This window comes from Agrobacterium sp. DE0009, assembly GCF_007680755.1.
In the GTDB taxonomy this organism is placed as follows: domain Bacteria; phylum Pseudomonadota; class Alphaproteobacteria; order Rhizobiales; family Rhizobiaceae; genus Agrobacterium; species Agrobacterium tumefaciens_B.
Genome location: NZ_VEIU01000001.1, coordinates 567,702 through 579,783, shown reverse-complemented (window position 1 = coordinate 579,783; position 12,082 = coordinate 567,702). Strand labels below are relative to the sequence as shown.

The following is a 12,082-nucleotide window of genomic DNA, read 5'->3' as shown; positions in this document are numbered from 1 at the left end:
GCCGTTCCCTTAGCTTGTCGAAAGTTGGAACAGGAACGGTAATTCGATGGGACTCTTTGCGGCAGAGCGTTTTATAGTCGGCTTCATCATCTTATTATTTCTCATTGATACAGCGTTGATTGCAGCCAAAGGTATTCGCGTTGATTATGTCGGGTATCTCGTATGCGTCCTCGCCGGTGCGGGGGTTTTTGTCCTTGGCCAATTCTACCGCATAAGCGCGCGCGATCTGCGTATTGCATCTGCCCTCATTGCAGGCGGATTGTTCATTCTGTTCACGCTCGCCGCCTCGGTTTTCAATTATGCCATCCTCCCACTCTCGTTCCCGGCCATCGATCAGACGCTTATCGGCACGGACGCAATGTTGGGATACAATTGGGCGGGATTCGTCGAGTGGGCTGCGACATATCCATGGATTGGAGGGGCCCTGTTCGCCGTCTACGCGACGTCCCTACCTCAGATTCTGGTAATCATCATTGTCCTCGGGTTCAGCGGTAAGGATCATCAACTGCAGCATTTTCTGCTCACCGGCGTCATGGGAGCATCCGCCAGCATTCTGTTCTGGATGTTTTTCCCTACCTTTGGAGCGCCTGCCTATCAGGATTTGCCAGCTTGGATTGCCCGGACGATACCGATTGCATTGGATATGACATATGCGCGTGAGGTCGCCCGGTTGGCAACGGAGGGCGTCGACTTCATCTCTCCGCGGAACGTCCTTGGCCTGATCAGTTTTCCATCGTTCCACACCTTCATTGCTGCAATGTGCGTCTGGTTTGTACCGCGGCACGCTGTGATGATGGCGGTGATTCTGGTTCTGAATATCTTGATGCTACCGGCCGTTCTGGTGCAGGGCGGACATCACCTTTCAGACATCTTCGGCGGCCTCATCGCCTTCGCGATTATATGTCCCACGTCGGGAAAGTTGCTGGCTTGGTTGTCGGCGCGAGAGCGCAATGGCGCTTTGGAAGCCGCGCCAACAGAGGTTGTTGCGGCGGAGTAGTCACGCTGGGATGTCAAGCGCTTCCGCAACAAGCCAGTCCGCGAGAATTTTTGCCGGCGCAGCCAGATCGTCTGCACGGCGGAGCCAATAATACCTATCCTCGTCGGCAGCTCTATCGAAAAGCACCGTCAGTTCCCCGCTCGCGATTTCGTCGTGGAGAAGGGCGGTTGGACAAAGGCCAATTCCCTGTCCGGCTTTGAGGGCGGTCACAAGCAGATTGAAATCCGCGAAAACGGGACCGGCATTGGAGGGCAGGGGTATGCCGTCGAGAGCAAGCCATGTCTGCCAAGCGGCCTCAGACTCGTCGTGCAGCAATTCCGCTCCCCCCAGGTCGGAAACGGCATTGAAGGGACCAAACCGTGCGACGTAGCTTGGAGCACTTGTGGGCCGGGTTTCCGCGCTGAACAGAGCGACGGCGTTTTTTTGGGGAGCCGGTCCATGAACAATGGTGAGGTCGGGTTCTATCGCGTGCTGGGCTCCAGAATAACTGATCGACACCTGGATGTCTGGAAAAAGTGCCCGGAAGCGCGGTAGCCGCGGGGTCAGAAAATGCGCGACAACGGAGGGCAGGCTCGCGAGGCGAACCGTTTTATAGTCCTGGCCTTGGCGTAGCCGGGCGGCACCAGCCGCGATTTGCCTCAATCCGCTCGAAACCGTCGCGCCGAACTCCTGACCGGCCTGCGTAAGTCTCACGCCCCTGGCATGCCGCTCAAACAGCGCCACGCCAAGCCAGGCCTCCAGATTGCGCACATGTTGGCTGACAGCAGTCGCCGTCATGCCAAGCTCCTGGCCGGCCAGAGAAAAACTCGTTCTTCTGGCCGCGGCTTCGAAAGCGCGGAGGGTGGAAATCGGCGGCAGCTTCATAACGGTCGAGGCTAAGCCAGACTTGGCCTGAGCGCAAGAAAAACCCGCCTTGTCATGTCGCTGTTCCTGACGCAATTTCGTGTCCAACTTTTCATCGCTCAGAGGATTTCATGACCACCCTGCCTGCCGAACCCGCCGACGCCGCCACGCGCCGGGCTGTCCGTCCCGTTGTTGTCTATCCGAACGGCACGCTTGAGGTGCCTGACCTTGCGCGTCTTGCGCAGGCAAAGCAGGGCATGGAAAAGGTGGATGAAGTCATCGTGCCTCCGCGTGACGGCCGCACCTTTACTGTCCCGAGAGGGCATTTTTTTCGCATCGTCAGCGTCGAAGGCCCGCAGGTCGGTGATTTGAACCTGTGGAATGCGAATGATCTCAATGAGCGTTTTTTCAGCGGCAAGACCCGCGCGCTGCATGCCACGCATGTGTCCGTTGGCAACCGGCTGTGGAGCAACCTGCCGTCGCTACGGCCAATGGCGACCACCACCCATGATACGCTGTCCTGGTATGGCTTCGACGAGGATGGTGGCGGTGTGCATGACGTGATCGGCACCCGCTGCGATCCCTATACCAACAAGTTGTTGAGCGGGGGCGATTATCACCATTGCTGCCATTCGAACCTGACGAACGCGCTTGCTTCCGCCAAAGGCCTTTCCTTCCGGCAGGCGGAGCCGCATGTTCATGACGTGTTGAATGTCTTCATGTGCACCGGTTTCACCCGTGATACCCACCAGTATTTCATGAAAGCGAGCCCGGTACGTCCGGGTGACTATCTCGAGTTCTTCGCGGAAATCGACCTCATCGGCGCGCTTTCCGCGTGTCCCGGCGGCGACTGCAGCGCCACGCATTCAAGCGACACGGCGGCCTGTTATCCGCTAAAGGTGGAAATATTCCGGCCGGATATGACGGTGCTTGAAGGCTGGCCCTGGCCGGAGCGAAATGCCTATCGTCCTGTGGAATGAGGAAAAACACCTCTCTCGTCATGCCGGACTAAATCCGACATCCGGCCACGGCGCGTCTGCGCCGTGAAAGAACTGAGGCGTCGCATCACCCGTCACAAAGCAAGCGCCGCCTTTATCTTCTCCGCATGGGCCTTCAGCACCTCCCCATCGGCCATCACGCCGGAATGCGGCTTCAGTTGCTCGCCTTCCTTGCGCGGAATGACATGGAAATGCAGGTGGAACACAGTCTGGCCAGCCGCCGGTTCGTTGAACTGAGCGACGAAGACACCATCTGCATCGAAGGCTTCCTTCGCCGCGAGGGCGAGTTTCTGCACGACGGGAATGGTTCTTGCGAGCACGTCGGGGTCGGCGTCGAGCAGGTTGCGGGAGCCGACCTTGGGTATAACGAGGAGGTGTCCGGGAGCCTGTGGCATCACATCCATGAAGGCCAGGGTATGCTCGTCCTCGTAAAGCTTATGGCTCGGAATCTCGCCACGCAGGATTTTTGCGAAGATATTGTTGTCGTCGTAAGCGCTGGCCGCCATTCTGGTCCCTCCTGATGTCGGACTAAGTGTCCGGTTCCTGTCTTTCGCCCTTGCGGAAGGGCGTGTGCTCATCGAGATAATCGTTGATGTGCTCGACCTCTTCGCGCTCGCGCTGAAGATAATCGGCAATGGCGCGACGCAGGCCCGGATGGGCGATGAAATGCGCCGAGTGGGTGGTGACCGGTACATAACCGCGCGCCAGCTTGTGTTCGCCCTGGGCGCCGGCCTCTACCCGTTTCAATCCCTTCGCGAGTGCAAAATCGATGGCCTGATGGTAACAGACCTCGAAATGCAAGAAGGGGTGGTCCTCGATGCAGCCCCAATGCCGTCCATAGAGCGCGTCCGACCCGATGAAATTGATCGCACCGGCGATGTAACGCCCCTCGCGTTTCGCCATGACAAGCAGCACATCATCAGCCATGCGCTCGCCGATCAGCGAATAAAACTTCCGCGTCAGATAAGGCCTGCCCCATTTGCGGCTGCCGGTATCCATGTAGAAGGCAAAAAATTGGTCCCAGATCTCCTCCGTCAGGTCAGAGCCTGTCAGCCAATCGATCTCGATCCCGTTTTCCAGCGCGGCCCGGCGCTCCTTCTTGAGCCCCTTGCGCTTGCGTGATGATAGCGCATCGAGGAAGTCGTTGTGGTCGCGATAACCGTCATTGATGAAATGGAATTGCTGGTCGGTGCGGTGCAGAAAATCGCTCGGCAAAAGTGCCGAGAGGTCATCCTCTTCCAGAAAGGTGACATGCGCCGAAGAGACGCCGATCTTGTCAGTCACTTGCGCGAGACCGGAAGCGAGGAGCGGTTTGAATCGTCTGGCATCTTGGCCAGTGGCGACCAGCAAGCGTGGGCCCGTCGCCGGCGTGAAGGGCACCGAGCATTGCAGTTTGGGATAATAATGCCCGCCAGCCCGCTCGAAGGCATCCGCCCAGCCGTGATCGAAGACGTATTCGCCCTTGCTGTGGTTTTTCAGATAGGCAGGAACGGCGCCGATGAGGGCCCCTGCCGCGTTTTCCAGCAGCAGATGGTGTCCTAGCCAGCCGGTCTTGGCGGTGGCCGAACCGGAGTCTTCCATGGAAGACAGGAATTCATGCGATATGAAGGGGTTGTAGGCATTTCCTGATGCGTTGCGCGACGTTCCGGAAAGCCGTTTCCAGCTTTCCGGATCGATATCCTCGAAGGATTGCGCAATGCGGATGGAGTAATCTTCTGTCATGCCGTGGCGGACGGTCTCTCTCTTGGGTCGAAACCCTCGAATGTCATCTGGTCCGCATATTTATAGGTCGTCTCGCGCGCATTTTCATCCCTGACCGTCCAGGTAATGACCGGAAGCCCGAGTTTTCTTTGCGCTTCGATGAAGCTGTTGGGCAGGTGACCCCAATGATAGGAGATGAAATCGAGCCCCAGCTGCATGGCCTCGTCATGTTGGAAGAAGTCCTCCGGCTTGTCGCCTTCTGCCGTCAGCCCGAGCGGCCAGGGCGAGCCCGCTGCTTTCAGGTCCTTCAGCAGATGGTGATCGAAGCTCATCAGCGCCACATGGCCGTCATAGCCCTCGAGGTCTTCCAGCACCGCTTCGGCAAAGCCGTCATCGACGCCTTCGCCTTCACGGCCTTTCAGTTCAATAACCAGCGGCACCTTGCCAGCCACCAGAGCCAAAAGCTGCTTGAGGCTCGGAACGCGATCCGTGGTTTGGCCGACGGAGAGCATTGCCAGTTCCGCCGAGGTGCGTTCACGCACATCGCCCTTGATTCCAGTCAGTCTTTCCAGGTCGTGGTCGTGGAAAACCACCGGCACACTGTCGGCCGCCAGCTGAACGTCGCATTCGATCGCAAAACCGGCATCGACGGCGCGGGAGAAGGCGGAAAGCGTATTTTCCCAGACTGCCTTGTTGAGATCGTGGTAACCGCGATGGGCAACGGGCTGGGCCGTCAGCCAGGAGAGTTTCAGCGTCATACGTCGATTTCCACAATGGCGTCGATTTCGACCGAGGCATTGAAGGGCAGGGCGGCCATGCCGACGGCGGCGCGGGCATGTTTACCGGCCTCGCCCAGAACATTGGCGATGAGGTTGGACGCACCATTGATGACGAGATGCTGCTCGACGAACTCAGGCACAGAGGCGACAAAGCCGTTCAGCTTGATGACGCGGCGCACTTTTGAAAGATCGCCATTCAATGCGGCCTTGACCTGTGCGAGAATGTTGACGGCGCAAAGTTCGGCTGCGCGCTGGGCGGCTGGAACGTCGACATCGCGACCAACGAGGCCCGTCACCGCAATCTTGCCCGATTCCATCGGCAGTTGACCCGATACGTAAAGCAGATTGCCGCTGATGGTGAATGGAACGTAGTTTGCAGCTGGTGCTGCGGCGACGGGAAGCGTAAAGCCAAGTTCCTTGAGGCGGCCTTCGATGACTTCGGACATTTTCGTCTCCGGTTTTGTTGTAAATCCTTCAAGAATCCGGCATTCAGAAGATGTTGATCCAAAAGCCGGGCGGTTGCTTGTACAATATGAGCGGCGAGTCCAACAGGAGATATTGCATGTTTGTCAGGACGCTTGGTTTCGTTGCCGCAACAGGGCTGATGACCGGCCTGTCGAACGCCGCCAGCGCCTTGCCCGTCGCAGTTCCGGATCTCATTGCCCATCGCGCCGTCTATGATCTGGAATTGAAGGACGCGTCCGATCGCTCCGGCATCGAGGGCATGACAGGCCGCATGGTATATGAGTTCACGGGTTCGGCCTGCCAGGGTTACAAGACGGATTTCCGTTTCGTCACGCAGATAAACACCGGCGATGCCGTGCGCATGACCGACCAGCAGACCAAAACCTTCGAGGACCTCGCGGCGAAAAAATTCACCTTCGAGACCAAGTCCTACACCGACGACAAGCTGGACAAGGAAGTGCAGGGTGCCGCGACTGACGAAAAAGATGGCGTGAAGGTCGATCTGAAACGTCCGGATGCACGACAGGTCAATCTCGTCGCCAGCGAGTTTCCGACGCAGCACATGTTCCAGGTCATCGAAAATGCCCGTCAGGGAAAACGCATCTTCGAATCGCGCATTTTCGATGGGTCTGACGATGGCGATGAAAGCCTGATCACGTCGACGCTGGTCGGCAAGTCGCAGATGCCGAAGGATGGCGACGTGGACGCCGGCAAGGCAGGCGAATTTGCCAAGACAGCCTACTGGCCTGTTACGATCGCCTATTACAACGACAAGACGGGTACGGACGCTTTGCCGATCTATCGCATGTCGTTCAAGCTCTACGAAAACGGAATCACCCGCGATCTGACGATGGATTACGGTGATTTTGTTCTGACCGGAAAGCTTGCGAAGCTTGATATTCTCAAGCCCGAAACCTGCGAAAACAAGCCCGTGCGCTGAAACAGCGCCATTTGCGCGGTTTTTTCGCATAATCGCTTGCATTTTAACGCGGGCGACTGTATGCGGCACACCATTCCACACGCGAAGCTTGGGATGTTCCGGGAGAAATCCGGTTCGTTCCGCCCGGTGGTATCGATGAAAGTCGGTGCTGTTCGCTTCGCGGGGGTTAAACCGGAAAAGGAGTAACAAGGCATGGCATTGCCCGATTTTTCTATGCGCCAGCTTCTGGAAGCTGGTGTTCACTTCGGCCACCAGACGCACCGCTGGAACCCGAAGATGAAGCCGTACATCTTCGGCGACCGTAACAACATCCACATCATCGACCTGGCTCAGACCGTTCCGATGCTGTCGCGCGCCCTTCAGGTCGTGTCCGACACCGTTGCCCGTGGCGGCCGCGTTCTGTTCGTTGGCACCAAGCGCCAGGCGTCGGAAATCATCGCCGACAGCGCAAAGCGTTCGGCCCAGTACTACGTCAACTCCCGCTGGCTCGGCGGCATGATGACCAACTGGAAGACCATTTCGAACTCGATCCAGCGTCTGCGCAAGGTTGACGAGATCCTGAACTCGGAAGGCTCCGGCTACTCCAAGAAGGAACGCCTGAACCTCGAGCGCGAACGCGAGAAGCTTGAAAAGGCTCTCGGCGGTATCCGCGATATGGGCGGCGTTCCGGACCTGATGTTCATCATCGACACCAACAAGGAAAAGATCGCGATCGAAGAAGCCAAGCGTCTTGGCATCCCGGTCGTTGCTATCATCGACAGCAACTGCGATCCGGACCTCATCGACTACCCGATCCCGGGTAACGACGACGCGTCGCGCGCCATCTCGCTTTACTGCGACCTGATCGCCCGCGCTGCCATCGACGGCATTGCCCGTCAGCAGGGCGCTTCCGGCCGCGACATCGGCGCTTCTGAAGAAGCTCCGATCGAGCCCGCTCTCGAAGACGAGGCTGGCGCCTGATTTAGGCCCTGTCTGGCGGCGATCCGTTTCGCCGTCTCCTCGACCAGGATATGACAAGGCCGTCAAAGACCTTCAATGGGTTGACGGCCTTGTTCGTTTCTAACCGCTCCGCCGTGGTTTTCGGAAACCGCAGGCGTTCGAGGTGGTTGGAACGGCAGGCAGTCTTCATAACGCTGTCACACTAGAGCGGCACCCATCATTTCGATGTTTGGTCACGCCGCAGCACTTGGGAATGCGCATGCCCCTTGCCGGAACCTCAGGGTTTCGAAGGGTGTGCGGCCGGGTACAGTCATCACCCAGAACTTCGGCACGGCAAAATCCGCCGGCTGACCGATCGAACCGATAAGAGGCACACAATGACCGAAATCACAGCCGCAATGGTGAAGGAACTGCGCGAAAAGTCTGGCGCAGGCATGATGGACTGCAAGAAGGCTCTTGCTGAAACCAATGGCGACATGGAAGCGGCGATCGACTGGCTGCGCGCCAAGGGCATCGCAAAGGCCGACAAGAAGTCCGGCCGCACGGCTGCCGAAGGTCTGGTCGGCGTTGCGACCATGGGTCATAAGGCTGTCGTTGTCGAGTTGAACTCGGAAACCGACTTCGTTGCCCGTAACGACGCTTTCCAGGACCTCATCCGCGGCATCGCCCAGGTTGCTCTCTCCACCGATGGCACCGTTGACGCCGTTTCCGCTGCCACCTATCCGGCAACCGGCAAGTCCGTTTCCGACAGCATCAAGGACGCGATCGCGACGATCGGCGAGAACATGACGCTGCGTCGTTCCGCTGCACTTGAAGTGCCGCACGGTGTTGTTGCGACCTACATCCACAACGCTGCCGGCGACGGCATCGGCAAGCTCGGCGTTCTCGTTGCCCTGAAGTCGGAAGGCGACAAGGCAGTTCTCAACTCCATCGGCCGCCAGGTTGCCATGCACATCGCGGCGACCAACCCGCTTGCCATCCGCGCTGAAGAAGTCGACGCCGCGGTTGCAGAGCGCGAGCGCAACGTCTTCATCGAACAGGCCCGCGAATCCGGCAAGCCGGAAGCCATCATCGAAAAGATGGTTGATGGCCGCATGCGCAAGTTCTTCGAAGAAGTCGCCCTCCTGTCGCAGGCTTTCGTCATCAACCCCGACCTGACGGTTGGCGCTGCCGTCAAGGAAGCCGAGAAGGAAGCTGGCGCTTCCATCGAAGTCACCGGCATGGTTCGCCTGCTGCTCGGCGAAGGCGTCGAGAAGGAAGAAAGCGATTTCGCAGCTGAAGTCGCCGCAGTCGCCAAGGGCTGATTATATTTACCCAATCTTGGGAAAACGGGAGGGCATCGCGTGACAACGCGGTGCCCTTCGTGTATCCGCGTTTCGGTTACATTTCCGAGGAGTCATGATGTCTTCCAAGCCGATCTACAAACGCGTTCTTCTCAAGGCTTCCGGCGAAGCCCTCATGGGTGATCAGGGTTTCGGTATCGATGTGGCGGTGGCCGACCGTATTGCCTCCGATATCGCCGAGGCGAGGGCGATGGGCGTTGAGGTTGGTGTGGTCGTCGGCGGCGGTAATATTTTCCGCGGCGTTGCCGTGGCATCCAAGGGGGGCGACCGCGTCACCGGCGACCATATGGGCATGCTGGCAACCGTGATCAATGCACTGGCGCTCGCAACCTCGCTGCGAAAGCTGAGCATCGATACCGTGGTTCTCTCGGCAATCGCCATGCCTGAGATCTGTGAGAGTTTCTCCCAACGTGCTGCCCTCCATCACCTGGCCCAGGGCCGCGTGGTGATCTTTGCCGGCGGCACGGGGAACCCGTTCTTCACCACCGATTCTGCTGCTGCGCTGCGCGCGGCCGAAATGGGCGCCGAGGCGATCTTCAAGGGCACCCAGGTGGATGGCATCTATTCCGCCGATCCGAAGAAGGACCCGACAGCGACCCGTTTCGACGAGCTGACCCACAGCGAAGTGCTCGGCAAGGGGCTCGCCGTCATGGATATCGCCGCGGTGGCGCTTGCCCGCGAAAACCACATCCCGATCATTGTTTTCTCGATCCATGAGAAGGGCGGTTTTGCACAGATATTGACCGGCGGCGGCCGCAAGACCATCGTGCACGACAAGTAATCCAAAACGATGCCGCCCTTGAGGGCGAATACGGCCGCTGGCCGACAAGATGGAGTATCAAGATGAGTGGTGTTGACCTCAACGATATCAAGCGCCGTATGGATGGCGCCATCAATGCATTCAAGAGCGATATCGCGTCGCTGCGCACCGGCCGCGCGTCGGCCAATATCCTGGACCCGGTCACCGTTGATGCCTACGGCTCGCGCGTGCCGCTCAACCAGGTGGCCAACATCACCGTTCCCGAGCCGCGCATGCTCGGCGTCAATATCTGGGACAAGTCGATGGTCAATGCGGTGGACCGCGCCATCCGCGAATCCAACCTCGGCCTCAACCCCATCGTTGACGGCCAGAACCTGCGTATTCCGCTGCCTGAACTCAACGAAGAGCGCCGCAAATCCCTCGTCAAGGTCGCTCACGACTACGCCGAAAAGTCGAAGGTCGCTATTCGCCATGTGCGTCGTGATGGCATGGACGGTCTGAAAAAAGCCGAAAAGGATGGTGACATCGGTCAGGATGAAAGCCGTGGCCAGTCGGAAAAAGTGCAGAAAATGACCGACGACACGATTTCGGAAATTGACCGCTTGCTTGCCGAGAAGGAAAAGGAAATCATGCAGGTCTGATATCGCTTGCGATAGACGTCTGCTTTTTCCGTTTGAATTCCGCGCCGCCCTATTACTGGATCGATATGCCGACGACGACACGTTCCTCCATACCCGAGCACGTCGCCATCATCATGGATGGCAATGGCCGCTGGGCAAAGCAGCGCGGTCTTCCGCGCGTGATGGGGCATCGCCGCGGTGTGGAGGCCGTGCGCGAGACCGTGCGCGCGGCCGGTGATTGCGGCATACGTTATCTCACCCTGTTTGCCTTCTCGTCGGAAAACTGGCGCAGGCCGGAATCCGAAGTCAGTGATCTGATGGGGCTGCTGAAGGCCTTCATCCGGCGCGACCTTGCCGAGCTGCACCGCGAGAATGTGCGCGTGCGGATCATCGGTGACCGGCAGGGGCTGAAGAACGATATCCGCGCGCTTCTGGAAGAGGCGGAGCAGATGACGGCCGAAAATACCAAGCTGACGCTGGTGATCGCCTTCAACTATGGCAGCCGTGACGAGATCGCTCGCGCAACGGCGTCAATCGCGCTTGATGTTGCCGCAGGCAGGCTCGACGCCGCCTCCATCACGCCGGAAATGATTTCGTCCCGGCTCGACACATCGGGGATTCCCGATCCGGACCTGATTATCCGCACCAGTGGCGAAGAGCGTCTGTCCAACTTCCTCCTCTGGCAGGCAGCCTATTCGGAATTCCTCTTCGTGCCGGAATATTGGCCCGACTTCGACCGCCAGCGATTCTTCTCTGCAATTGAGCAATATGCAACGCGTGACCGCCGTTTCGGTGCACTCACCGAGCAGGTTGCCGTGGCAGGTGCCTGATGAGCCGTGAACTCAGGCTCCGGATCGTTTCCGCGATCGTCATGGCCGCGGTCATCCTGGCCGCGACGTGGTATGGCGGCATCCTGTTCCGCATCGTTGCTGGTCTTCTCGCGATTCTCATCTATTACGAGTGGTCGACGATTACCCGGATGTCGGAGAGCAACCCCACCGGCAATGCCTGGGGCTGGTTTTCTGTCGCCGTCATTGCCGGCAATACGATTTTCGGTGAAGCTTCGCTGGACCTGCCGCTCTTATCCGGCTTCACGCTGACAGCGGCGTTGTTTCCGGTGCTGCGCGGCCGGAACTGGTGGCTGGTGGGCGGCATATTTTACGCGGGCCTGAGCGGCATATCGCTGGCAGCAATTCGTGGTGACGAACTGACGGGCCTCGTGTCCATCCTCTTCATCTTTGCGGTTGTCTGGTCGACGGACATTCTTGCTTATTTCGTTGGTCGCGCCATCGGCGGGCCAAAACTCGCGCCTGCCATCTCTCCGGGTAAGACATGGTCGGGCGCGATCGGCGGGGCGGTTGCGGCCATCATCGGCGGTGCATTGGTCTCCATGGCCTATCATGGTCGCATCAGCCTGCTGGTGCTGGGACTGGCGCTGATCCTTTCGATCTTCAGCCAGATTGGCGATCTCTTCGAATCCTTCGTGAAACGACGGTTTCAGGTCAAGGATTCAAGCCATCTCATTCCTGGTCATGGCGGCTTCATGGACCGTGTTGACGGTCTTGTTTTCGCCTGCTTTACGGTATTCCTCATAGCTTTCGTGCATGCGGCGGCAACCGGCGACGTGCCCGGATCGAGCGGCGGGCTGTTGCCGGGCTTCTAGGCGGCGCAAAAGGTCACGATATAAAGGGCAGATT

General features: G+C 58.7%; 14 protein-coding genes. 9 read left to right on the top strand and 5 right to left on the bottom strand.

Features of this window, described 5'->3' with window-relative positions; genetic code table 11:
• Positions 1–46: 46 nt before the first annotated feature.
• The gene (locus tag FS804_RS02960) at positions 47–997 is read left to right on the top strand and encodes a phosphatase PAP2 family protein (protein WP_144574563.1); all 951 of its coding nucleotides are present in this window, start codon (positions 47–49) and stop codon (positions 995–997) included.
• On the opposite strand, the gene FS804_RS02955 is transcribed toward FS804_RS02960, so the two are convergent.
• Positions 998–1,861, bottom strand: a complete 864-nt coding sequence (locus FS804_RS02955) for a LysR substrate-binding domain-containing protein (protein WP_144574560.1) — start codon at positions 1,859–1,861, stop codon at positions 998–1,000. It abuts the gene before it with no gap.
• A gap of 110 nt (positions 1,862–1,971) precedes the next feature.
• On the opposite strand from FS804_RS02955, the gene FS804_RS02950 reads away from it, so the two are divergent.
• Positions 1,972–2,820 carry a DUF1989 domain-containing protein gene (locus tag FS804_RS02950; protein ID WP_144574557.1) on the top strand — a complete coding sequence of 283 codons (849 nt, stop codon included), beginning with the start codon at positions 1,972–1,974 and terminating at the stop codon, positions 2,818–2,820.
• A 92-nt stretch (positions 2,821–2,912) separates the two neighbouring features.
• Here the strand turns inward: FS804_RS02950 and FS804_RS02945 are convergent, their stop codons facing one another.
• The 4 genes from FS804_RS02945 to FS804_RS02930 are packed head-to-tail and all read right to left on the bottom strand — an operon-like array spanning position 2,913 to position 5,764.
• On the bottom strand, positions 2,913–3,344 hold the full coding sequence (locus tag FS804_RS02945) for an HIT family protein (RefSeq protein WP_144574554.1): 432 nt from the start codon (positions 3,342–3,344) through the stop codon (positions 2,913–2,915).
• Between the two features lie 22 nt (positions 3,345–3,366).
• A complete protein-coding gene (locus FS804_RS02940) occupies positions 3,367–4,560 on the bottom strand; it encodes a GNAT family N-acetyltransferase (RefSeq protein ID WP_144574551.1) in 1,194 nt (397 codons plus the stop codon).
• Positions 4,557–5,297, bottom strand: coding sequence for a glycerophosphodiester phosphodiesterase (locus tag FS804_RS02935; protein ID WP_186376642.1), 741 nt, complete (start codon positions 5,295–5,297; stop codon positions 4,557–4,559). The genes FS804_RS02940 and FS804_RS02935 overlap by 4 nt, the downstream gene beginning before the upstream one ends.
• Positions 5,294–5,764, bottom strand: coding sequence for a RidA family protein (locus FS804_RS02930; RefSeq protein WP_063949068.1), 471 nt, complete (start codon positions 5,762–5,764; stop codon positions 5,294–5,296). Before FS804_RS02930 ends, FS804_RS02935 begins: the two co-directional genes overlap by 4 nt.
• Before the next feature lie 116 nt (positions 5,765–5,880).
• Between FS804_RS02930 and FS804_RS02925 the strand changes: the two genes are divergently transcribed.
• The 7 genes from FS804_RS02925 (at position 5,881) to FS804_RS02895 (ending at position 12,048) form a co-directional block, all read left to right on the top strand.
• The gene (locus FS804_RS02925) at positions 5,881–6,723 is read left to right on the top strand and encodes a cell envelope integrity EipB family protein (RefSeq protein WP_144574548.1); all 843 of its coding nucleotides are present in this window, start codon (positions 5,881–5,883) and stop codon (positions 6,721–6,723) included.
• Positions 6,724–6,915: 192 nt separating this feature from the next.
• Positions 6,916–7,683: a 30S ribosomal protein S2 gene (gene rpsB / locus FS804_RS02920; RefSeq protein ID WP_063949066.1), complete on the top strand. Its 768-nt coding sequence runs from the start codon at positions 6,916–6,918 to the stop codon at positions 7,681–7,683.
• 356 nt (positions 7,684–8,039) lie between these two features.
• Positions 8,040–8,966: a translation elongation factor Ts gene (gene tsf / locus FS804_RS02915; protein ID WP_004441554.1), complete on the top strand. Its 927-nt coding sequence runs from the start codon at positions 8,040–8,042 to the stop codon at positions 8,964–8,966.
• 97 nt (positions 8,967–9,063) lie between these two features.
• The gene (pyrH, locus tag FS804_RS02910) at positions 9,064–9,786 is read left to right on the top strand and encodes a UMP kinase (RefSeq protein WP_003502561.1); all 723 of its coding nucleotides are present in this window, start codon (positions 9,064–9,066) and stop codon (positions 9,784–9,786) included.
• A gap of 62 nt (positions 9,787–9,848) precedes the next feature.
• Positions 9,849–10,406, top strand: coding sequence for a ribosome recycling factor (gene frr / locus FS804_RS02905; RefSeq protein ID WP_004441558.1), 558 nt, complete (start codon positions 9,849–9,851; stop codon positions 10,404–10,406).
• A 65-nt stretch (positions 10,407–10,471) separates the two neighbouring features.
• Positions 10,472–11,215, top strand: a complete 744-nt coding sequence (locus FS804_RS02900; RefSeq protein WP_063949143.1) for an isoprenyl transferase — start codon at positions 10,472–10,474, stop codon at positions 11,213–11,215.
• Complete coding sequence (locus FS804_RS02895; protein WP_063949064.1) at positions 11,215–12,048, top strand: phosphatidate cytidylyltransferase; 834 nt, start codon at positions 11,215–11,217, stop codon at positions 12,046–12,048. The genes FS804_RS02900 and FS804_RS02895 overlap by 1 nt, the downstream gene beginning before the upstream one ends.
• The last annotated feature ends 34 nt before the right edge of the window (positions 12,049–12,082 follow it).